At 39.6% G+C, this 22,945-nt stretch carries 25 protein-coding genes; 2 read left to right on the top strand and 23 right to left on the bottom strand.

The annotated features are described in order from the left end of the window. Positions 1-87 precede the first annotated feature (87 nt). The 23 genes from FRX51_RS02695 to FRX51_RS02585 all read right to left on the bottom strand — a co-directional run bounded on the left by FRX51_RS02695 (position 88) and on the right by FRX51_RS02585 (position 21,151). A complete protein-coding gene (locus FRX51_RS02695; protein WP_146495628.1) occupies positions 88-945 on the bottom strand; it encodes a MetQ/NlpA family ABC transporter substrate-binding protein in 858 nt (285 codons plus the stop codon). A 150-nt stretch (positions 946-1,095) separates the two neighbouring features. Then, positions 1,096-1,917, bottom strand: coding sequence for an amino acid ABC transporter substrate-binding protein (locus FRX51_RS02690; protein WP_146460901.1), 822 nt, complete (start codon positions 1,915-1,917; stop codon positions 1,096-1,098). A gap of 136 nt (positions 1,918-2,053) precedes the next feature. Next, on the bottom strand, positions 2,054-2,770 hold the full coding sequence (locus FRX51_RS02685; protein ID WP_146495626.1) for a YebC/PmpR family DNA-binding transcriptional regulator: 717 nt from the start codon (positions 2,768-2,770) through the stop codon (positions 2,054-2,056). Between the two features lie 47 nt (positions 2,771-2,817). Continuing rightward, positions 2,818-4,554 carry a hypothetical protein gene (locus FRX51_RS02680; protein ID WP_146495624.1) on the bottom strand — a complete coding sequence of 579 codons (1,737 nt, stop codon included), beginning with the start codon at positions 4,552-4,554 and terminating at the stop codon, positions 2,818-2,820. A gap of 16 nt (positions 4,555-4,570) precedes the next feature. Then, a complete protein-coding gene (locus FRX51_RS02675; RefSeq protein WP_146495622.1) occupies positions 4,571-5,662 on the bottom strand; it encodes a nucleotidyltransferase in 1,092 nt (363 codons plus the stop codon). After that, on the bottom strand, positions 5,659-6,393 hold the full coding sequence (locus tag FRX51_RS02670; protein ID WP_146495620.1) for a class I SAM-dependent methyltransferase: 735 nt from the start codon (positions 6,391-6,393) through the stop codon (positions 5,659-5,661). The genes FRX51_RS02675 and FRX51_RS02670 overlap by 4 nt, the downstream gene beginning before the upstream one ends. A 46-nt stretch (positions 6,394-6,439) precedes the next feature. Continuing rightward, on the bottom strand, positions 6,440-6,790 hold the full coding sequence (rsfS, locus tag FRX51_RS02665) for a ribosome silencing factor (protein WP_146460891.1): 351 nt from the start codon (positions 6,788-6,790) through the stop codon (positions 6,440-6,442). A gap of 11 nt (positions 6,791-6,801) precedes the next feature. Beyond that, positions 6,802-7,386: a bis(5'-nucleosyl)-tetraphosphatase (symmetrical) YqeK gene (gene yqeK / locus FRX51_RS02660; RefSeq protein WP_146495618.1), complete on the bottom strand. Its 585-nt coding sequence runs from the start codon at positions 7,384-7,386 to the stop codon at positions 6,802-6,804. Next, positions 7,383-8,015 (bottom strand): nicotinate-nucleotide adenylyltransferase, encoded by a 633-nt coding sequence (locus FRX51_RS02655; RefSeq protein WP_146495616.1) that lies wholly within the window; start codon positions 8,013-8,015, stop codon positions 7,383-7,385. Before FRX51_RS02655 ends, yqeK begins: the two co-directional genes overlap by 4 nt. Positions 8,016-8,036: 21 nt before the next feature. Beyond that, the gene (yhbY, locus tag FRX51_RS02650) at positions 8,037-8,345 is read right to left on the bottom strand and encodes a ribosome assembly RNA-binding protein YhbY (protein ID WP_146460885.1); all 309 of its coding nucleotides are present in this window, start codon (positions 8,343-8,345) and stop codon (positions 8,037-8,039) included. A 16-nt stretch (positions 8,346-8,361) separates the two neighbouring features. Beyond that, positions 8,362-9,468, bottom strand: coding sequence for a ribosome biogenesis GTPase YqeH (yqeH, locus tag FRX51_RS02645; protein ID WP_146495614.1), 1,107 nt, complete (start codon positions 9,466-9,468; stop codon positions 8,362-8,364). Next, positions 9,469-9,996: a YqeG family HAD IIIA-type phosphatase gene (locus FRX51_RS02640; RefSeq protein ID WP_146495612.1), complete on the bottom strand. Its 528-nt coding sequence runs from the start codon at positions 9,994-9,996 to the stop codon at positions 9,469-9,471. A gap of 137 nt (positions 9,997-10,133) precedes the next feature. Beyond that, on the bottom strand, positions 10,134-11,570 hold the full coding sequence (gatB, locus tag FRX51_RS02635; RefSeq protein WP_146495610.1) for an Asp-tRNA(Asn)/Glu-tRNA(Gln) amidotransferase subunit GatB: 1,437 nt from the start codon (positions 11,568-11,570) through the stop codon (positions 10,134-10,136). Next, positions 11,570-13,033 carry an Asp-tRNA(Asn)/Glu-tRNA(Gln) amidotransferase subunit GatA gene (gene gatA, locus FRX51_RS02630; RefSeq protein ID WP_146495608.1) on the bottom strand — a complete coding sequence of 488 codons (1,464 nt, stop codon included), beginning with the start codon at positions 13,031-13,033 and terminating at the stop codon, positions 11,570-11,572. The genes gatB and gatA overlap by 1 nt, the downstream gene beginning before the upstream one ends. Beyond that, positions 13,033-13,335 carry an Asp-tRNA(Asn)/Glu-tRNA(Gln) amidotransferase subunit GatC gene (gatC, locus tag FRX51_RS02625; RefSeq protein WP_146460874.1) on the bottom strand — a complete coding sequence of 101 codons (303 nt, stop codon included), beginning with the start codon at positions 13,333-13,335 and terminating at the stop codon, positions 13,033-13,035. The genes gatA and gatC overlap by 1 nt, the downstream gene beginning before the upstream one ends. 94 nt (positions 13,336-13,429) lie before the next feature. Further along, a complete protein-coding gene (locus tag FRX51_RS02620) occupies positions 13,430-14,065 on the bottom strand; it encodes an NAD(P)-dependent oxidoreductase (RefSeq protein WP_146495606.1) in 636 nt (211 codons plus the stop codon). Positions 14,066-14,174: 109 nt separating this feature from the next. Next, complete coding sequence (locus tag FRX51_RS02615) at positions 14,175-14,606, bottom strand: Rrf2 family transcriptional regulator (RefSeq protein ID WP_146495841.1); 432 nt, start codon at positions 14,604-14,606, stop codon at positions 14,175-14,177. Positions 14,607-14,694: 88 nt separating this feature from the next. After that, a complete protein-coding gene (locus FRX51_RS02610) occupies positions 14,695-15,246 on the bottom strand; it encodes a cysteine hydrolase family protein (RefSeq protein WP_146495839.1) in 552 nt (183 codons plus the stop codon). Between the two features lie 2 nt (positions 15,247-15,248). Next, positions 15,249-16,034, bottom strand: a complete 786-nt coding sequence (codY, locus tag FRX51_RS02605; protein ID WP_146460870.1) for a GTP-sensing pleiotropic transcriptional regulator CodY — start codon at positions 16,032-16,034, stop codon at positions 15,249-15,251. A gap of 112 nt (positions 16,035-16,146) precedes the next feature. Then, on the bottom strand, positions 16,147-17,361 hold the full coding sequence (locus tag FRX51_RS02600) for a pyridoxal phosphate-dependent aminotransferase (RefSeq protein WP_146495604.1): 1,215 nt from the start codon (positions 17,359-17,361) through the stop codon (positions 16,147-16,149). Positions 17,362-17,452: 91 nt separating this feature from the next. After that, the gene (gene trxA / locus FRX51_RS02595) at positions 17,453-17,767 is read right to left on the bottom strand and encodes a thioredoxin (protein ID WP_146460866.1); all 315 of its coding nucleotides are present in this window, start codon (positions 17,765-17,767) and stop codon (positions 17,453-17,455) included. A gap of 73 nt (positions 17,768-17,840) precedes the next feature. Next, entirely contained in the window at positions 17,841-20,177 is a 2,337-nt protein-coding gene (locus FRX51_RS02590) for an endonuclease MutS2 (RefSeq protein WP_146495602.1), read from the bottom strand. Between the two features lie 92 nt (positions 20,178-20,269). After that, a complete protein-coding gene (locus tag FRX51_RS02585; RefSeq protein ID WP_146460862.1) occupies positions 20,270-21,151 on the bottom strand; it encodes a sulfite exporter TauE/SafE family protein in 882 nt (293 codons plus the stop codon). A gap of 109 nt (positions 21,152-21,260) precedes the next feature. Here FRX51_RS02585 and FRX51_RS02580 point away from each other — a divergent pair, with 109 nt between their 5' ends. Together FRX51_RS02580 and FRX51_RS02575 are read left to right on the top strand one after the other, a co-directional pair. After that, positions 21,261-21,998, top strand: a complete 738-nt coding sequence (locus FRX51_RS02580; protein WP_146495600.1) for a CppA N-terminal domain-containing protein — start codon at positions 21,261-21,263, stop codon at positions 21,996-21,998. Further along, on the top strand, positions 21,995-22,915 hold the full coding sequence (locus tag FRX51_RS02575) for a serine hydrolase domain-containing protein (protein WP_146495598.1): 921 nt from the start codon (positions 21,995-21,997) through the stop codon (positions 22,913-22,915). The genes FRX51_RS02580 and FRX51_RS02575 overlap by 4 nt, the downstream gene beginning before the upstream one ends. Positions 22,916-22,945 lie beyond the last annotated feature (30 nt).

The following is a 22,945-nucleotide window of genomic DNA, read 5'->3' as shown; positions in this document are numbered from 1 at the left end:
ATCTATCTTTTCCTTATATTCGTAAAGAAAGGAGCAGGAAAACTAGCAACAACCTAGCTTTTCCTCACTCCTTAATCTCATATCATTCTACCAAACTGGAACATCGACACCATCTGAAGTTTCATCAATAACTTTTTTCACATCATCTGTATGATACACTTCAATGATTTTCTTAATGGCATCTGCCTTAGCTGAAGACTCCCAGTCTTTTTGACCAGCCAAGATGTTGATCCATTGTTTAGAGTTATCGTTTACTTCTTCTTTAAGCAATGATGTTGAGTAGTCAATACCTGCTGGGACAGCGTAGCTATTGTTTACAAAGGCGGCATCAACTGATGTCAATGAACGAGCCGTTTGTGACGCGTCAACTTCCTTGATTTGTAAGTTCTTTTTGTTTTCAGTAATATTAGCTACTGTCGCAAATTCCTTACCTGAAACGTTCAATTTAATCAAGCCTGCTGATTCAAGAACGTATAGGACACGGCTTTCGTTAGTGGCATCGTTTGGTACAGCAATCGTTGCATTGTCTGGTAGTTGGCTAAGTTCTGTGTATTTAGCCTTACCTGAACTGTCAGTTCCTGAGAAGAGATGAATTGGACTGATATAAGTTTCCGCAATCGCAACCAAATCTCCCTTGTTTTCTTCATTCCAATTATCTAAGAAGTTGTAATGTTGGAAGGCATTGATATCAACCTCACCGTTAGCCAAAGCCTTGTTAGGTTGTGAGTAGTCTGTAAATTCCTTATACTCCAAAGTGATACCATCTGCTTTAAGAAGTTCTTGAATTTTACTCCAACGTGCATCATCAGATTCTGTTTTTGTCATCACACCAACGGTAACTGTTTTAGCGTCATCTGAGCTAGTTGATTTTTGACCACAAGCAGCCAAGACAAAACCTGATACAAGTGCCAAACTGGCAATACCTAAAATCTTTTTCAATTTCATCAATAAATACCTCTTTTGTTTTGATGAATTTATTATCCCATAGCCTGTTATAAAAATCAAACTGTTAAAAACTTGTCTTATGTATAGTTTTTATCTATATGTCAAGCGATAAAAAACGACCTCTAATGAGATCGTTTATTGCTATATGAATTATTTCACATCAGCACTTGCTGGTAGGTAGCTACCTTCTAGATATTCTTGTGAGATTTTTTCAAGTGTGCCGTTGTCATAAAGTTCTTTAATACGTTTATTGACAAAGGTTTGCAGGTCTGTTTGATCTTGACCAAAAATCATATACACATAAGGTTGTTGATCGCTTGGCAATTCAATCACTTCAACATTGTCCAAACCTTGGCTCTTGACAATTGAGTTCACTGCGATTTTATCAAAAATCTTGAAATCAAATTTACCTTCATTCACATTACGAAGAATGGTTGTGATGTTTTCGTTTGTATAACTCAATTCAACTGGCTTGTCTTTGTTTTCTTCGTTGTAGGTTTCTAGCTGAGCAGCCGATGTAGTTCCTTGAACGACTTGGGTTGTACGACCTGCGATATCATCATAGCTTTTAATATCACTACCTTTTTGTACCACTAAAACACTTGGATTTGAGGCGATTGGATTTGAGTACAGGTACTTATTGGCACGCTCGGCAGTGTAGCTGATGTTGTTTGCTCCGATTTGGAACTTATCGCTATCTAAACCTGTAAAAATTGATGACCATTCTGTTTTTTGATAGGTCACTTCATACTTATCGCTGCCTTCAAAAACAGCTTTTGCAACTTCAATATCATAACCTGTCAAATTTCCCTTGTCATCTTCATAAGAGAACGGACGTGTTGTACCAACCGTTGCAAGAGTAATTTTTTCTTTACCTGATGTTTCTGAGGCACTATCACTTGTTTTAGAACCACATGCTGCCAAGGTAAGAGCAGAGGCTGCTAAAAGACCTAGTGTTAATAATTTTTTCATGCTTTTATTCTCCTTTTATCTGATAAATTTATTCTATCATGATTCAAATGATTTTCCTAATACTTGGTTTTTATCGTCTTGATAGTTTACTTCTATCAAGTTAGATAAATAGAAAAAACAGAGAAAAATTCTCTGTTTACATGTCTGCCACGTTATGATAAACCTTTTGTACGTCATCATCGCTTTCAAGAGCGTCAATAAGTTTTTCAAAAGTTGCCAAATCATCTCCTTCAAGGGTCACTTCTGATTGTGGAATCATTTCTAGCTCAGTGACTTGAAACTCGTTAATGCCTGCTTGACGAAGAGCTTCTAGGCCCTTATGTAGGTCAGTTGGTGCTGTATAAACAGTAACTGTTCCTTCTTCAGCTTCCACATCATCAACTTCGACATCTGCTTCTAAAAGCAATTCAAAAATCTTGTCTGCGTCGTCACCTACAAAAACAATAACACCTTTTTTATCAAACATGTAAGAAACAGAACCTGCTGCTCCCATGTTACCACCGTTTTTACCGTAAGCTGTACGCACATTGGCTGCTGTACGGTTGACATTACTGGTTAAAGTATCTACGATAATCATTGAACCATTTGGCCCAAAGCCTTCATAGCGACCTTCTACAAAGGTTTCATCAGTATTACCCTTAGCTTTGTCAATGGCTTTGTCAATAACGTGTTTTGGCACTTGAGCTTGTTTTGCTCGATCCAAGACAAATTTTAGGGCTGAGTTAGTTTCTGGATCTGGATCGCCTTGTTTAGCAGCAACATAAATCTCAACACCAAATTTAGCATAAACTTTTGAGTTAGCACCGTCTTTAGCGGTTTTTTTGGCAACGATATTTGCCCATTTGCGTCCCATAAATGTTCTCCTTTTTATTTATCAATCTTCTATATTATAGCATTTTGTTAGGAATTGGTAAATCTTATTTTTTTAAACTGCATCAGGATAAGCATAATGCAACTGCTACTGGATAATATTAAGCTTGCCCATAGCCACCATGGTTCTTGATAGCTGAGCAAGAGTTGATTCGTTCCTTTTTGAGACAAAACGGTTGGCGTCCCAATTACATTAAGTTGGTAATCTTTAGTAGCAAGTTTTTTGCCATTTAGGGTTAATTGCGTATCTCGATAAACAACCACAGGTAAATTAAGTGACTGTTGGTTATTGGTCTGCCAAGTCACTATCAGATTTTTTCCCTCTACTGCCTTATCAAATCTCAGGTTGTCTAATATGATAAATTTCTCATAAAGATCATAGCGACTTTCCTTAATATAACGAAGACCATTTGGTGTCATTGGTTTCTTAATTTTGGGTAAATAGTCTGGCGTTGAACGATTAACTAATTCTAATAATTTTTTCAAATTCTCATCATGATAGGCTCTACGAATAGCCTCACTCTCTCCAAATAAGGTGGTATGAACCTTGGTTTGAAGAAAAGTATCGCTGCGATAATTCTTGACGACATTATCCCAACTAGCTTTCCAAGTATAAGATAAGCCAATAACTAAACAAGCCAGTAAAAACATCCGATAAGTTTTGAAGTACTTTTGTGGACTTTGGCTTAATTGTAAACCAACAACCACTAATAATAAGGGGATGGCATAAAAGAAAAAGCGAGTGGGAAATTGAATCAAATCAACAATGGCAATCTGACGTCCTGCTAGTAAAAACCAAGGGAACAAACCTGACGACAGGATGAGAAAACTTAGGTAAATCCACATCAAAGCCTTAGTGATACTTGACCAACGCTTATAATAGCAAATAAAGTGAATCACTTGAGCAACCAACAGAACTAAAAGACTCCATGGAGAGACTAGCACTGCACGATCTAAACCAGTAATGGTCTGTTCTACCATTTTTTTATTGATATAGGGTTGAATAAGCTCATTGGCTAAATTAAGTTGAATAAGCGGTAGCCAAACATTAGCGGTCATCACTAAAAAGAGAAAAACAGATCCGATAACCGTTTTGATAAAATGCCATTTATTCTTAGTCACTAGCAGTATGTAAGTTCCAACCCCCATATAAATCACAGACAAAAAAAGGGTTGATAGCACATGAATCTGTAGCATTAACCCCATAGAAGAGGCAATCAAGACTAGGTTGGCCTTACGATGTTTAAAAAGATCCACAACTCCCAAAAGCCCCAAAGGAAAAAAGGCTGCTCCCCAACTTGAAAAACCTTGTAAAATGGTCCAATATTGGATGGCATAGGTGGTCATGAAAAATAAAGATAAAAGCAGCGCATAAGGTTTAGCAACTTGCAAACGCCTCATCAAGAGATAAAGAGAAGAGCCTGCAATAAAACCTAGTAAGGTTCGTGATAAAATGTGATAACCAAACCATGTTCGACCTAGTAAAACCAAGAACCCCTGAAAATAGGCAAAATAAGGACCATATAAGGCATTAACAATCCGTCCAGACTGCTGATAACCATACAAGCTAATAAAATAGGAAAAATTATGATTTTTAATCTGCATGGCCGCTTCATAAAAGCGATTATAATGAAAAATTGAATCTGCACCCATCGTCACTTCTCTAGTTAGGGCTTGAGGCAAACAAAGAAGAAAAGAAAAACTTGCCAAAATCACTACAATCAGTAATCTTTTTTGCCAGCTAGACCAATCTTTTCTTTCTAACATGACAACATTCATCCTCCTAATAATAATAAATCGGGATTTGTCCCCAGTTTTGTTCAACAATCTCAGCGTGACCAAGTTGGTAAATCTGATCCGCTTGTTGACTCAGTGGATCCCATTTGGTTTGACCAATGCGACTAATAAGTTTGATGTCTTTTTTTAATTGAGATAGATAATCTCGACCAGCCTGAGAAAATCCCAACAGCCGAAGACCATCTGGCAAGTTCGCTTCTCTCGCATTAACTAAAATATAAGTTAAAATGCGACGTAAGCGAGCTTTGGTGTAACGTTTTGTAGCCAGGTTTTCCAATAACTCTGTAAAATTATTAGCCTTTCGAACCCCCTTTTTCAACCGACTAGCCAACTCTTCATTAACTTGATAAATCTGGGTTAGATCGTCTTGCGTTAAAATCTGATAACGTAAGAGATTAAAATAATTATCCCAACTAACCTTGGCTGACTGGATAAACAAGGCTGGATCTGGCATGGCTTGATTAACAAAGTCCAAATCAGCTTGATGTTGACGAATGGCGGTCGCGGACGCCATAAAATCAGCCTTATGTTCATCATGAAAACCTGCGCCTAGTCGTTTTACTGGACACAATCTTATTTTTTTTCCAGCAACTGCCTTGGTATAAGCCAGAGCCAGAATATGATTCGGACTACTACCAGAAAAATCAATCTGAGCAAACGCTGACCACATGGCTTGTGCCTTTTGAGGATAGGATAAAGACTTGGGAAGTTGGCTGATAAACAAGTCCATCTCTGTCTTTTTTTCTTGATAAAGATTGGCTAAATGATTATAGTCTAACACGTCTTCTGTACCAAACGTCAAATGGTCAATCCCAACTTGTTCCAAAATGTCAATCGCTCCTTTGGCAAAATAATCGGCAGACTGGACAGCCACCAAAAATGGTAACTCAAGGACAATATCAGCGCCATGAGCCAAAGCCATTTGCGTTCTTGTCCATTTATCAATAATGGCAGGCTCGCCACGCTGCATAAAATTACCTGACATGACCACAACTTTTAGACCTTGTGCCTGACTAAGCAGATAGGCATGACCATGATGAAAGGGATTAAATTCTGCAATGATACCTGTCACTGTCATTTTTTAGCCACAAAAAACCAGCGAGCAGAGCTTTCATTAGGAGATTTATCTTCAAAATCCGCATAAACCTTGACATCTGTAAAACCGGCTTGCTCTAACAAAATATCATAAGTTAAGATTTCATAGGTTCTCTCTTCATGGATTTCATCAAATCGTGTGAAACGACCATCTTCATCCTGAACAAAAAAAGTCAACTCATGCACCACTGAATACGGTGCTTCGTCCGCATAAGTATCCCAAACAAATGCAAAATCTTCACGATTTTCATGGTAGGTGTAACCTGGAAAAACTTGCTCCATCTGATAGGTCGAATGTACATCAAAAATAAAGACCCCATCATCTGCTAAACAAGCTGAAACTTGTGCAAAAACATCCCCAACTTCAACTTCATCTGCCATATAGCAAATTGAGTCTGAATAACAAGTGACGAGGTCAAACTGCCCAACTTGTGATAAATCTAGCATATTACCTTGAATAAAGGTCACTGACTGTTTGGCTGATTGAGCACGCTTTTTTGCTAAATCAAGCATGTCTTGACTAAGATCTAATCCTGTCACCTCGTAACCTGCTTGAGCAAAACGTACTGACTGGGTTCCTGTTCCACAGGCTAATTCTAATAATTTCTTTTTCCCTTTTGGAAAATGACGCAAACTAAAATCAGTCCACTTGTCATAGAGGCTATCATCCATAATGGCATCATAGACTGATGCAAAGGTTTCATAAGTTGCCATGATTTCTCCTTTATGAAAACCTTGTTCGATGAACAAGGTCTTTTTCTTATGCTAAAAATTCTTCCACATCAAGCAAGGGTGCTTCATGCCAAAGTTTTTCCAAATTGTAGTGCAAGCGTTCATCTTCTGAGAAGACGTGTAAAATTACACTGTTTAAGTCTAGTAAGACCCAACCTGCCTTGCTGTCACCTTCAACATGACTAACAATTTCTTCTTCCTTCATTTTGTCACGCACATTGTCACAAATCGCTTCTAATTGACGGCTATTAGTGCTACTGGCGATCACAAAATAATCTGTCATGGTTGTTAGCTGACGCAAGTCCATAATGACTAGGTCTTCTGCCCGTTTTTCATCACAGGCTTTTACAATCAATTTTAATAAATCTTTTTCTGTCATCATCTTTCTCTTTACAAATAATTTACATAGGCATTATAGGTTGCCAAGGTTTGTGGATAAACGGCTAGGCCTTGTCGAATCAAATGGCTAATGGTTGACGCTGTTTCATAGGCTACGGCTTGGTCAAGCGATTGATAGGCCAGTTCTCGTGCTTTTTCCACACCTGGAAAATCACGTCCACATTCGATATAATCCGCCACATAGACGACCTTATCCAAATCAGACATATCTGCACTACCTACGGTGTGAATCTCAATAGCTCTTAAAATACTGGAGTCCGTCAAACCTAAATCTTCTTGAATTTTATAAATACCGACTAGGCCGTGCCAAACATTATTGTTCCACTGTTTAAGTTGGGAATCCAACTGATAGCGTTCAATTAGATCTAGAAATTCTTGATCAGATAATTCCTTGGCATAATCATGCAACAGACCTGCCAAACCTGCTTGCTCCTTGTCAACATCATATCGCTCTGCCAATTCAATGCTGGCCTTTTCTACACCTAGACAATGGGTGAAACGTTTAGAACTAAGCTGCTCTGCCATTTTTTCCAAAAGAGTGACACGCCCTCCTGAAATGTAACGCTCATAGGTCATTGGTAAAGCCCTTCTTTCTCAATATAAGACAGTACCGATTGTGGCAAGAGGAAATTAGGTTGACGCTGTTTCTTGATAAAATCTCTAACCATACTAGACGAAATATCCATCAAGGGCACATCAACCCAGATTACTGGGTAGCTAGTCCCTGCCTTATACTTGGGACGTTGAACACCGACAAACTGCACCAATTGAAGCAATTCATCAATGCGATGCCATTTCGGCAGATACTCTACCATGTCTGCTCCAATGATAAAATAATAATCAACATCTGGATTTTGTTCAGTCAACAGCTTCATACTGTCATAAGTATAACTGATGCCTTTACGATCCAATTCCAAGGTTTCAATGGCTAGGCCTTTTATTCCTTCAATGGCTAAATCAAGCATCTTTAAGCGATGCTTCTCATCAATGGTTTCTTTTTTATCAACATGGGGAGGCAAATATTCTGGCATTAACAAAACTTGATCTAGGCCTAACTGTTGTCTAACCTGATCCGCCACTACCAGATGAGCATTGTGTACAGGATTAAAATTCCCACCTAGAATACCAATCTGGCGACGATTACGATCTTTTTGCTCAACTTCTAATTCTACCTTGGTAAAAGGAGTTAGTAGTTCAATTGCCATAGTTCCTCCTTGAATTTACTCCTAGATAGCTTTAACCTTAGGAGATAATTTACGATTTTCTTTGCGACTCGATTCTTTATATAAGATTAAGATACGACCAATCTTTAGGACTGTATCCACACCAATTTCTTCTTCTAAAATCTCTGCGACCTCATGAATATCCTCGTCAGTGTTCTGTAACAGTGTCACCTTAATCAATTCCCTAGCATCTAGCGCATGACGGACACTCGTTTTGATCTGATCATTTAAACCATTTTTACCAATCTGAATAATTGGTTTTAAGCTATGAGCCTGACTTTTCAAAAAAGCACGTTGTTTACTGGTTAACATTTTCTCTTTCCTTTACTTAAATAATGGCTTTACGCGTCACAACTGCCACACCCTTAGGTGCCCAAGCAACTACCTTGGCTGGATGACCCACTCGAATCCATCCTAGACCTGAAAAAACAAGATCCGTTTTTTCAGTGATAGTAAATTCATGAGGCACAAGGTCTGGAAAACTAGCGATTTCCTCTTGATTCGGTGGATTGAGCAAGCCACCCTTATGCTTGGCATAAAAGTCATCTGCCCCCTCTAACTTGGTACGGTGAATACTTAAATTATTATCAAAAAATCCTGTAAACCCTTGTTTGTCACCTGACACATAGTCAAAACGTGCCAAGCCAGATAAAAAGAGAGTCTGACCACTATTTAGCTGATAGGTCTTGGGTTTGATTTCTTTTTTAGGACTGACATATTTGAGATTTTTAGCTGTCAAGTAGTGGGCCATTTGATGACGATGAATAATTCCTGGCGTGTCAAAAATATAAGACCCGTCGTCTAGGGGAATCTCAATCTTATCCAAGGTTGTTCCCGGAAAGCGTGACGTGGTAATTAGATCTTTATTGCCTGTAATCTCTTGGATAATGGCATTGATCAAAGTTGATTTACCAACGTTTGTCACACCAACCACATAGACATCTCGTCCGTTGCGATAATACTCAATTTTATCAATCAAGTCTTTAATGGCTTGTTGATTTTGGGCACTGGTCAAAACAACGTCTAAGGGACGCAAACCTTCTTCATGAGCTCGTTCCACTAACCATTGATTGATTTTATTGTCTTTAACGGACTTAGGTAGAATGTCTTTTTTATTGCCAACCAGTAAAATATCATTGCCTGCCACAAAGCGTGACAAACCTGGAATAACCGATCCATTAAAGTCAAAAATATCAACCACATTGACTACCAAGGCTTGACTGTCACCAACACTATGTAACAGACTCAAAAAATCATCATCTGAGATATTGACATCTGTGATTTCATTATAGTGTCGCAAGCGAAAGCAACGTTGACAGTAAATCTGACCTACCGCCATTCCCTTGTCCAAGGCTGCTTGAGGCGTAAAACCTGCTTTATCCTTATCTTGAGTTTGAATGGCAATACCACAACCAATACAATGTAAACTTTCCACTTAAATATCCTTCTGATAATCTAACTTGCCATATTTGGTTTCAATCTTCGCCAACATGCGACGTTCTCTAGCACGGTTAAATTTAGTATTCCAAGCATCAGAATTGACCAAGGGCTTAACCAAAATTGACCGAATACCTGCCCGATGACTGGCTCTGATGTCAGTCATCAACTGATCGCCAACCATGACCACTTCTTCACGATGAAAACCATAACGTTCAATCGCTTGGTCAATGCCTTTGGTAAAGGGCTTCATGGCACGACTAACAAAATCTACCCCAAATTTTTCAACCGCTCGCTTGACTCTGGCATGTTTGTTATTGGATACCACCACTACAGGAATATCAGCAGTGGTCATTTCATCTAACCAAGCACGCAATTCTGGCGTGCCATCAGGATTATTCCAAGCAATCAAGGTATTGTCCAAATCAACCAAAACCGCCTTAATGCCATTACGACGCAAACTCTCAGGGGTCAAATCATAAACAGCCTCAACCGCAAAGGTAGGCCTATAATCTTCGATACTCACATCATTCTCCACATCTACATAGTCTTTTTTATTATAGCACAATTTCAAAAAAATGCATGAAAAATAAGCAAAGTTCCCTAGACAGACTAAGGATAAAAAGAACCCCAAGGCAAGTAACTTGCTTTGGGGAATCAAAATCAATCTAACAACTTCTGCAATTCTTGGGCGAGGAGTTGTTGTGCAACCTGTGGATTGGCCTGTCCTTTGGTCGCTTTCATAAGGAAACCTGTAAAGGCCTTATCAGCATTACGCTTGCCTGACTTGAAGTCAAGAACGGCTGCTTTATGATCTGCAAAGACTTGATGGATAATTGGAATCAAAACGTCTGGATCAGAAATCTGTACCAACCCTGCTTTTTCCACATAAGCCTTAGCTGAACCACCATTTTTAGCCAGATGAACAAAGACTTTCTTGGCGATTTTAGATGAAATCGTTCCATCAGCAATCAAACCAATCATCTCAACTAAGTTTTCAGGGCTAAGGGCAATTTGATCCAAGGTTTTGCTTTCCGTATTGAGATACTGAGCCACCTCACCTTGCAACCAGTTAGACACTTGTTTGGCATCGCCACCTAGTGCAATAGCTGCCTCAAAGAAGTCTGACGTTACCTTACTAGCTGTTAATTGCCCTGCATCATAGTCTGTCAAGCCCATGCTAACATATTTAGCACGACGCTCTTTTGGAAATTCTGGCAATTCATTTCTAACAGCTTGAATCCAAGAGTCGTCAATTTCAAAGATTGGCAAATCTGGCTCTGGGAAGTAACGGTAATCACTAGCCCCTTCTTTGACACGCATCAAAATGGTTTCACCAGTTGCCTCATCATAACGACGGGTTTCTTGTTGAATACGACCACCAGAACGTAGGATGTCTGCTTGACGTTTTTGTTCATAAGCCAAGCCCTTACGGACATAATTGAACGAGTTAAGGTTTTTCAATTCTGTCTTAGTACCAAATGCTTCTTGACCATAAGGACGCAAAGAGATATTGGCATCGACACGCATCGAACCTTCTTCCATCTTCACGTCAGAAATACCTGTATATTGGATAATTTCTTTCAAGGCAGTGAGGTAAGCATAAGCTTCTTCTGGGCTACGCATGTCTGCTTCTGACACAATCTCAATCAAAGGCACCCCTTGACGATTCAAATCGACATAAGAGTAGCCATCCGTGCCATGAGTATTTTTACCAGCATCTTCTTCTAAGTGAGCGCGTTCAATACGGATGGTCTTAGTCGAACCATCTGGCAGTTCAATCTCAATCGAACCATTATAGCCAATCGGTTCATCAAATTGAGAAATTTGATAAGCCTTGGGATTGTCTGGATAAAAATAGTTCTTGCGATCAAAGTGCATGGTTTTATGAATGTCCATATTCAAGGCTAGGGCTGCCTTAATCCCTGCGTCAATCACACCCTTGTTAATCACTGGCAAGACCCCTGGGAAAGACCAGTCAATGACATTGGTGTTAGCATTGGCTTCTTCACCAAAGTGGGCTGGAGATGGCGAGAAAATTTTAGAATTCGTTTTTAATTCGACATGGACTTCCAAGCCAATAATGGTTTCAAAATTCATTACTTAGCACCTCCAAAAATCACCGGTTGTTGTTTATGATAATCTGTTGTCGCCTCAAAAGCTGCTGCCACTTGATAAATGGTCGCTTCGCTATATTTTGGACCAATCAATTGTAAACCGACTGGCAAACCTTGAACAAAACCTGATGGGATTGAGATAGCTGGCAAACCTGCCAAATTGACTGGAATGGTCAGCAAATCACTCAAATACATAGCCACAGGGTCATGATGTTTAGAATCAAGGTCATAGGCCACCGTTGTCGTTGTTGGCCCCAAAATCAAGTCATACTTGGCAAAGACCTTGGCAAAATCATCAATAATCAAGGTTCTAACCTGACCTGCTTTTTTGAAATAAGCATCATAGTAACCAGACGACAAGCTAAAGGTTCCTAGCATGATACGACGCTTAACTTCTTCACCGAAACCTTCACTGCGTGTGTTGACATAAACGTCCTCTAGGTTATTGACATTTTCGGTACGGTAGCCATAACGAATACCGTCAAAACGTTGCAGGTTAGATGAGGCTTCTGATGAGGCGATGATATAGTACACTGCAACACCATACTTGCTATGAGGCAGGCTCACTTCTTCAACGATTGCTCCCAAACTTTCAAGATGTTTAGCTGCCGCTAAAATATTATCCTTAATCTCTGGATCGATACCTTCACCCAAGTATTCTTTAGGTAAGGCAATTTTCATCCCCTTAATCTCTTGACCAATCTTACTTGTAAAGTCCAAGGGCTGATTGGCTGATGTTGAATCTTTGGCATCATAACCAGAAATCACATCTAGTAGTTGGGCATTTTCTTTGACAGTTGGGGCAAATGGCCCAATTTGATCCAAGGAACTACCAAAGGCAATCAAGCCATAACGTGAGACACGACCATAGCTTGGTTTCATCCCCACAATGCCATTGAAGGCTGCTGGTTGACGGATTGAACCACCTGTATCAGAACCAAGTGACAGACGCACTTGACCAGCCGCCACAGCTGAGGCAGAACCACCAGATGACCCACCTGGGACTTTGCTCTGATCCCAAGCATTTTTGGTTTTCTTGAAATAAGATGTTTCTGTTGATCCACCCATGGCAAATTCATCCATGTTGGTCTTACCAATCACAATCATGTCCTTGTCATAGGCCTTGCTGACACTGGTCGCATCAAAAATTGGTGTGTAGTTGTGAAGCATTTTTGAGGCAGCAGTTGTTAAAATCCCCTTAGTTGAAATGTTATCCTTAACAGCCAAAGGAATACCGCTCATGACATTTTCTGAATCAATCCCACGTTTATCAAGGGCTTCCGCTTGAGCTAGCGCTTCATTTTCAGCCAAACTAATGAAAGAGCCAACTGCCTCTTCACGCTCTTTAATAGCCTCCAAAGTCGCCTTGGTCAACTCAAGAGCAGAAATTTCCTTTTTAACAAGAAGATGATGCAACTCATCAATGGTTTTATGATTAAAAGTCATCAGGCATCTCCTCCATCTTCTAAGATAGCTGGTACTTTGATATAGTTATTTTCATGTTCAGGTACATTTTGGAACAAGAGCTTACGATCTTCTCCTTTTTCAGCCACGTCTTCACGCATGATATTGATGGTATCTGCCATCGTTGTTGTGACGGCAACACCTGTCGTATCTACTTCATTTAAGAGTTCAATCATATCGACAATCTTGGTCAAACTCTCTGCAAATTGACTGGTTTCTTCTTCTGAAAAAGACAATTTTGAGAGATTGGCGACATGACGCACTTCGGCTTCAGAAATCTTCATCAGTTTCTCCTTAAAATTTATAGTCCCTACTATTTTACCACATTTTATAAGACTTATTAAGAAAAAGAGATGGTCATTTAACCATCTCTTTTGTCTATTGACCTAATAGGCTCACACGTTTGCCGACATGCTGACCACTTTCTAAAATATCCACTAGACCAATCGCATAATCGGCATAGCTAATCTCGCTGACCCCTTTATCATTAAGGGTAAATTCCTCACCGGCTAGGATATAGTGACCAGTTTTTGGCAAATCCACTTCAAACTCCGCAGCTGGACTAACAAAAGTCCATGCCAAATTCTTGGTTTGACGTAGGCTATTAAGTGCTTGAGCTTGCGCCTTAGCTAATGGATAAAATTCTTCTGGAAAATCTGGGGTTTCAAATAATTGTTGTTGATGACTGGCATCAACATACAAACTACCTGCCCCACCAACAACCAACAGACGCGTCTGCGTTCCAGTCAAAAGATTAGCCAAATGTTCAACCACCTTAACATGTAAGTGTAAGGTTTCAGATGAAAATGTCCCAAAAGCATCCACAACTGCTTCAAAATCTCTCAAATCTTCCTTGGTCAAGTCAAACAAATCTTTTTGAATGTAGGTTTGAGCCAGTGATTGATTGTCAAGACCACGAGCAAATCCTGTCACCTCATGACCACGCGCCACCAATTCTGCTACAATATGTTGACCTGCTTGACCGTTAGAACTAATTACTGCAATCTTTGCCATTTCTTTTCTCCTTTTGTTGTAATTTTTATTATTACATTAAAAGAATACTGCATTTCTGATGTAATGTCAACCGTTACATTTTATTTTATAAAAAAATCTTAGCTTTTTGTCAGCTAAGATAAGCACGTCCGTCTGCTAAAATTTGAGCTAGACTAATTTGGGATAATTCCTTTTCCATGGCCGTTTGTACTCGTTGTAACTTATCATCTAAAAGTAAGTGAATATTCCGACCGACAGGGCAATCCTGACTAGGTTGTTGGTGAAAATGAAAAAGTTGGCTATCTTTCACACTTTCTACAGCTTGATACAAATCAAAAAGAGAAATGTGATCATAGGGTTTTAAAATGGTAACACCACCTTGACCACGCTTAACAGCAATCAATCCAGCTTTTTTTAATTGACTAAGGATATTACGAATAATCACTGGATTGACTTGAATACTGGTTGCCAAAACGTCACTGGTAATTTTTTCTTCTTTATGATAAGTGGCAACATAAATCAAAATATGACTGGCAATGGTAAAACGACTAGAAATCTGCATGGCTAGCTCCTTCCAATACTTAATCACACTATATCTTATTTCAACTACTCTGTCAATCAAAAGAAAAAGAGAACTGACAAGCAGTTCTCTAATCTAAAATAGTAGCTCCTAAAACCGTTTGAAAATGCTCTAAGGCCCATTTTTGTCTAGCTTCTGATAAGGTGGCAACAGCGAATTTTGGTATTTCAAGCTGATAACCTAGATGATAAGCATCAATCGCCGTATGCAAGACGCAAATATCTGTCAAAACCCCAGTCAAAATCAAGGAACGAATGCCTCGCTCACGCAGACGAGCATCCAAACTCGTGCCTGCAAAGGCAGAGTAATACCGTTTATCCAACCAAAGCACACGCTGATCATCTTTAATATCTTGATAAAGCTGATCTAGTTGCCCATAGAGTTTTCGGCCACTGCTTCCCAAAAGATTATGTGGGGGAAATAAGCGACTTTCTGGATGATAAATATCTTCTTTGTCATGCCCATCAATAGCAAAAACAATCACATGCCCATCATCGTAGGCCTTTTTAGTGAGCTTGGTCAAATCTGACTCAATGGCTTGGGCTGCTGCTCCTGCGGTCAAACGCCCCTCATCTGCCACAAAGTCAACTGTATAGTCAATAGAAATTAAAGCTTTGGTCATCATTATTTACGTTGATCAACCTCGGCAAACAAACCTTCATTTAAGACACGAATGTAGGTTCCCTTCATTCCCAATGAACGACTTTCAATCACACCTGCACTCTCAAGTTTACGAAGGGCATTAACAATGACAGAGCGAGTGATTCCAATCCGATCAGCAACTGATGACGCCGTCAAGCGTCCTTCATTGCCATCTAGTTCATTTAAGATCGCATCTACTGCTTTTAATTCAGAATAAGATAAGGCACTGACAGCCATGGTCACAGCTGTTTGCTGGCGAATGGCTTCTTCTAAATTCTCTGATTGATGATTAAGGAGCTGCAAGCCAACTACTGTCGATGAAATCTCAGCCAAAATCAAATCATCATCGTGGAAGGCTTCTTCATTTTTCCAAATAATAAAGGTTCCAAGACGCATACCACCACTATAAATAGGAACAATCGTGGTTACACCATTTGGATAAACTTCATGAGATTCATAGGGAAAAATGGTTAAGTCATGACTAATTGGCAAATTAGCTTCTGTATCAAACATACGATTGATACCACTAACATAATCGGCTGGAAACTGATGGGTATTGAATAGTTTTTCCGTGCGATCATTATGGGTTTTATGCTTCATTACATATCCTAAGAAGGCACCTTTTTCATCAACAATACAGACATTGCAATCAATGATATCTGCCAGTTGTGCTGCAATCATATTATAAGGTAACTCGTTTTCCAATCGCTCAACCGTCCGTTGTAAAATAGAGGTGATTTTGCGTGTTTTTGTTAATAAGTCAACCATAAGTCCACTCTTTCTATTTTTCTAATTTTGCACGTTCTTTACTATTATACCAAAAATATAAAGCGTTTGCACCTTATTTTTGAAAACTTTTATGAAACAAAGTATTTTTAGCTTAACGACGGTATTGGTGCAAAAAGCGAGTTAATTTTTCTTCAACTTCTGCTAACTCAGAAACCCTTGGCAAATACACGATACGGAAATGATCTGGCTCCTTCCAATTAAAGCCTCGTCCATGAACCAACATGATTTTTTCTTGCTTGAGAAACTCTAAGACAAACTGCTCATCGTCCGTGATATTATACATGGTCTGATCAATCTTAGGAAACACATATAATCCTGCCTTGGGCTTAACCACTGACAAACCCGGAATATTGTCAATCGCCTTAGTGATAAATTCACGTTGTTCATAAATACGACCACCTGGTAGAAGCAATTTATCAACAGACTGATAACCGCCTAGCGACGTCTGAACAACTTGTTGAGAGAGAACATTCGAACATAGACGCATATTAGCCAACATATCAAGCCCAGCAATGTAATCTTTAACATGGGCTTTTGGCCCTGACAAGACCATCCAACCTACTCGGAAACCGGCAATCCGATGAGACTTAGACAAGCCATTCATGGTAACAACAAACACATCTGGTGCAAGGCTTGCAATCGGAATATGAGTCAGGCCATCCATCACCAAACGGTCATAAATTTCGTCAGAATAGATAATCAACTCATGCTGGCGAGCAATTTCGACAATTTCTTCCAAAACTTCTTTGGGATAGAGTGCCCCTGTAGGATTATTGGGATTGATGATGACGATAGCCTTTGTTTTTGAGGTGATTTTAGACTTGATGTCGTCTAAGTCCGGATACCATTCGGCTGCTTCATCACAAATATAATGAACAGCATGACCACCTGCCAAACTAACAGCTGCCGTCCATAAAGGATAGTCTGGCATTGGCACCAATACTTCATCACCATTGTCTAGCAAACCTTGCATGGACATGGTAATCAATTCACTGACCCCATTGCCAATATAAATATCGTCAATGGTTACGTCAGGAAAATCTTTCAGCTGGCAATATTGCATAATTGCCTTTCTGGCACTGAAAATACCCTTACTGTCTGAGTAGCCCTCACTATTTCGAGCATTGACAATCAGGTCATGAATGACCTCATCAGGTGCGGTAAAACCAAAGGCTGCTGGATTTCCTGTATTAAGCCTTAAAATTTTCTCACCATTTGCTAGCATGCGATTGGCCTCATCCAAGACTGGACCACGAATATCATAAGCCACGTCCTCTAGCTTGCTTGATTTATTAAAAACTTTCATTGATTTAACCTCTCATTTCATAACCCCTATTATAGCTTAAAAGAAAGGTATCTGACAATAAAAAAAACATTGCCTAGCAATGCCTTTTAGTTTAGCTTAATTCTGCCACAATCGCTTTAATTTGGTCTTTAGTATGAACACCAGCGACTTGTTTGACGACTTGACCGTCTTTTTTGAAAAGTAGGGTTGGAATAGACATGATGCCAAATTGCTTAGCGGTTTCTGGATTTTCATCCACATCCATTTTCACAATTTTCAATTCGTCTTCATCAAATTCTTCAGCCAGTTGTTCCAAGATAGGTGCCTGCATCAAGCATGGACCACACCATGTTGCCCAAAAATCAACCAAGACTAAACCGTCTTTTGTTTCTGTTTCAAAGTTTGCATCTGTTAGACTTTGTACCATTTTCTCTCTCCTTTTTCAAATGATGATACTTATTGTACTCCGATTGATTTGATTTGTCTAATAAAAGAATTGGTCAACCTAGATTGGCAATGGTCGCTCCTGAACCACCTGCATTTTGTGGGGCATAGCCAAAGCTCTTAACATGCTTGTTACGACGCAGGTACTTGGTCACACCATCACGAATGACCCCTGTTCCAATCCCATGAATAATATCTACCTGAGCCATATTATTAAGCAAAGCTTGATCAATAAAGGCATCCAGCTCCTGCATGGCTTCTTCATAACGTTTGCCACGCAAATCTAAACGAGCTCGTGGCCCTGATGACGTCTTAGCTTTTTTAACCACATTCACACGCTTTTGAGCAGGCTTTTGCTCGGGTTCATTTAGGCGTTGCAAACTAAACTCATCTGCTTTCAAGGTCATTTTAATCAAGCCGACTTGAGCTTCCCAACGACCATCTTTCAACTGTTTGATCAAGGTACCACGCTGCCCATAACTGCTTACCAAAATATCATCGCCAACCCTAGCTGCTCGTGCTTTTTTCGCCTTTTTCAGCACCTTATTTTTAGACAAATCTACCTGTGGAGCTAATTGTTTCAGTTTCCCTTTAGCTTCAATAATTTCATGAGGTTTCAGTTGGGCTTTTTGATGAAGATTTTTTAGAATCGCATCACTTTCAGCCAAAGCCAAATCAACAATTTCTTGAGCTTGTGTTTGAGCCTTGAGCAACTCCTTATCCTTGGCATGAGAAAATTCATTATACAAGCGTTTCACAGCACGGTTAAATTTGAGATTTTCCGTTTCCACCTCTCGAATATGCTCCAAGCGTTTACGGCTTTCCAAGGTTTGACGCTCTAATTGCTCAATCATTTGTGTCACATCACCGTTAGTGTCCGTCATGCTTTCTGCTCGAGCCACTACCTCTTCAATCAAACCTAGTCGTCTAGCAATGTCAAAGGCATTGGAACGCCCTGGTACACCTTGCATAAAACGATAGGTCGGCGACAAACTTTGACTGTCAAAGGCCATACTGGCATTTTCCACACCAGTTGTTTCTAAGCCGTAAGCCTTGAGTTCAGGGTAGTGGGTGGTCGCCATTGTCTTAATCTTGTGCAGTCGCAAGTAATCCAAAATACTAATAGCCAAACTCGCTCCTTCTTGTGGATCCGTTCCTGCTCCCAATTCATCAAATAGCAAAAGACTGTCCTGATCTGCCTCTTCTAAAATAGACACAATATGAGTCATGTGGCTAGAAAATGTTGATAGACTCTGCTCAATAGACTGCTCATCGCCAATGTCGGCAAAGATTTCTTTGAAAATTGCCACTTGACTACCGGTATCAGCTAGGATGGGAAGCCCAGACTGAGCCATGAGTTGGGTCAAGCCCAAGGTTTTAAGCATAATGGTCTTACCACCTGTATTAGGACCGGTAATCACAATAACGGATAAGTCATCCACAAAATGCAAATCATTGGCAACTGGTTTTTCCAAAAGTGGGTGACGAACTTGCAAGAGCCTTAGACCTTGATTGCTTGTCAACTCAGGCACAACCGCCTGACGATCACGCATATACAAGTGCTTGGCACGAACCAAATCCAAGTGACCAATCAGCCAAGCATTATTACGCAAACTCGCCACATGAGGACGAATTAAGGCTGACAAATCATGTAAAATTTTAGCAATTTCATGACGCTCGGCTGCCTGTAACTGTGTGATGTCTTCGTTAAGAGAAACTACTGCTCGTGGCTCAACATAGACAGTTGCACCAGAACTAGAGATGTCATGAACGACACCTGCGACACGATTACGATGAGTGTTTTTGACAGGTAAGACACTCCGACCATTACGATTGGCAATCAAAGGTTCTGATAAATAGTCTGCCTGTTTTTTTAAAATATCTTGCAAAACCTGTCGCATCTCACGTTCATTGCTAGTGATTTGACGGCGAATTTTTTCCAAGGTAGGACTGGCAAACGGTTCAACAAAACCTGCATCGTTAATGACTTGTAAGGCTCCTTGTAAGTTGGGGAAACTTTCGATATGACCAAAAATGCGGTCAAGTGCCTTTAATGTCACATTTTCTAAATCTTGATAAAAACGATTCAAGGCCGCCGATACTTGTAATAGACGCTTAATTTCCACCAATTCTGCCGTATTCAAATCCGCGGATAACTCTAAACGAGTCAGACTTTCTGATAGATCTGGTAAACTCCCCAGATTAAACTGATGATATTCCTGAAAAATTTCTTGCATATCTCGCAATTCAGCAAAGGCTCGCTCGATTTTCTCTCTTGACGTCATCGGACCTAATTCTAATAATTCACGCTGGCCCAAAGCTGTTTGTATATAGACTTCAAATTGTTTTTTGACCTTGTTAAATTCCAAGGCTTCTAAAATTTTTGTGTTCATGCTTTTATTATAGCACAAACCCTAGTCATGATTGAAATAGAGGGTTGTAAAAAATCTCAGCCCTTTACTAAGAACTGAGATGATTATGTTTATTATGCTTTGGCTTGACGTGAAGCCTTAATCATGCTGATACCAGTATAGATAACAACAAAGACTACTAGCCATTTAAGTACGGTAATTGGAATATTAGTTAGGAAGAGTACTGCGATGATAACACCGATAACCCCACCGATCACCATACCTGCAAAGCCTGTCCAGTTAACACGATCTGCCTTGATGAAAGGGATGGTTGACGTTGTCATTACCACCGCCGCATTAAGCATCATAACTGGCATGGCAACTGTTGGATTAATACCTAACATCGAGAAGAAAATCAATTCTGGTGCATAGTTACCTAGACCAATAGTCATCAAGGCACCACATAGGAAGTTAAAGATAATACCAATAATCAACCAAATACCTGTCAAACCAGTAACATTGTCAGTCAAGCCTTCACCCGGATTAGTCAATAAGCGGTAAACGGTAAAGCAAGAGGCGATAATTAAGAGTGTCCCCAAAACTAATTGCACCGTTGATGTTTTCCAATTTCTCGTGATACGCGTCCCTGCAATTGCCCCGAAAATAGAAGCTACAGCCATTGACAAAAGGGTTGTCATATCAACCTTAACGGCCAAAATAAAGCAAAGTGCTTGAACAAGAGTTGGTATAAGATGCACGGCATTCATCGTTCCAGGAATCTTGCTATCATCATCCACCAACTTTGTCATCTTAAAGAAAGTTGTGGTTGTTGCAAAAGAACCAATACCAATCGCATCTAAACAGTCTGTAACCAGACCAATCCAAAAACCTGTGCCAAAACGTTCAAACATATTGATTTTATGACGACGTGTATGTTGGATAATATAGCCTGTTACAAAAATAATAGTGACTACAAGTAAAACTTGAATTGTTCGTAAAATAAGATTATTGTCCATGCCATCTAGTTTACCGTAATTTTCTAATCTTGTAAATAAGTCATATATAAATTCTTGCGAAATGACTGAAATTTATCTAGAATAAGAGGGATAACTAAAGGAGATAAAGATGACAATATTTGATCAAATCAATTTTCAAGGAGTTGCTCTACGCGTCAAAGATAAAGATGCCAACATCACTTTTTATCAAAAGACGCTTGGACTAACACTTTTGCGTGAGGAAAATGCCCTAGCCCTCTTTGGTTCACTAAAACAGAATCGCCCTCTTTTTACCCTTGAAGAATCCCCAGATTATCGCACAAGGGAGGCTAGAGGTCATAAAAAATTAGCCAAGCTCATGATTAAAGTTCTAGACCCTCGAGAGATTGAAAGCCTTTTGGCTCAATCTATTAAAACAGAACAGGTCTTCTTAGGGGAAAAAGGCTACGCTTTTGAAGCGCGTTCACCTCAAGGCGACTTGGTTCTACTGCATTCAGAAGATGACTTAGCCAAGTTGAGTCCCATCAGTCACAGAGATTACCAAAAACAAGCTGACTTTAAGGGGTTAACCGACTATCGTATTGATGGTTTAAGCCTTCATGTGACCAATCTAGAAAACACCCGTGCTTTTTATCAACAACTACCCCTGAAGCTTGATTTGAAACAAAGTCAAGATCAAGATTTGTCAGTCAATCCTAATGAAACATGGGATTTAGAAATCATTCACTTCGAGGTGGCAAAAGATTATGACCTTAACCACCTAGCTCAATTTTTCACTGATAAGGGAATTGACTTTTTCTTAGATAAGAAAGAAACGATTCTTGTCGTTTCAGATCCAAGTAACATTGAAGTATGGTTTCAAAAATGATAGACAACATCTTAATAAAAATTCAATCACAAATTAAAGAAAACATCTACCATGGTGCCAGTCTTTCACTCTATGACGGCAAATGGACACGTCATTATCTAGGTACTCTTGACGGTATAAATCCTGTCAAGAGTGATTTAATCTATGACCTCGCGAGTGTTTCCAAAGTTGTTGGCGTCGGTACCATCATGATTTTTTTATTGCAAACTGGCCAAGTCGAACTGGATAGACCACTCAAAGACTACTATCCCGCCTTTCACAGTAATCAAGTGACAATTAGAGAGCTGTTAACCCACCATTCTGGCATCAATCCTTTTATTGCTAATCGCGATCAGCTAAACGCTAAGGAGTTGATTGAGGCCATCAATCACATTACCGTATCAACCGATAAACCTTTCCTTTATACTGACATCAACTTTATTCTTCTTGGTTTCTTAATTGAAGAACTCTATGGTCAGGACTTGGCTACCATTTTCCAAAAGGAAATTTTTAGCCCTTGGCAGATGCCCAATACATCTTTTGGCCCTATTAGTCAGGCAGTGCCTACTGTCAAAAATGTGACAGACGGTTACGTTCATGACCCAAAAGCACGAGTGCTTAAAGAACACGCAGGCAGTGCTGGATTGTTTTCAAATCTTGCTGATCTTGAGCAATTTTTAGAGCATTATTTACAGGATGAGTTTGCCAAACAATTAGATCAAAATTATAGTTTAGGCGAAAAAGAACGCTCTCTTGCTTGGGATTTACAAGGCGACTGGCTTCTCCATACAGGTTACACAGGTACCTTTATTCTCTTTAACCGCAAGCAACACAAGGCTGCTATCTTCCTAACCAATCGTACCTATGAAAAGGATGAGCGTGAACAATGGATTTTAGACCGTAACGACTTAATTGCTGTAATTAAAGACTCCTTATAAACAAAAAAAAGAGGGAATCCCTCTTTTTTC

The organism is Streptococcus sp. sy010, from assembly GCF_007859175.1.
Classification (GTDB): domain Bacteria; phylum Bacillota; class Bacilli; order Lactobacillales; family Streptococcaceae; genus Streptococcus.
Note: the sequence above shows the minus strand (reverse complement) of the source record. Positions and strands in the feature narration are given on the sequence as shown.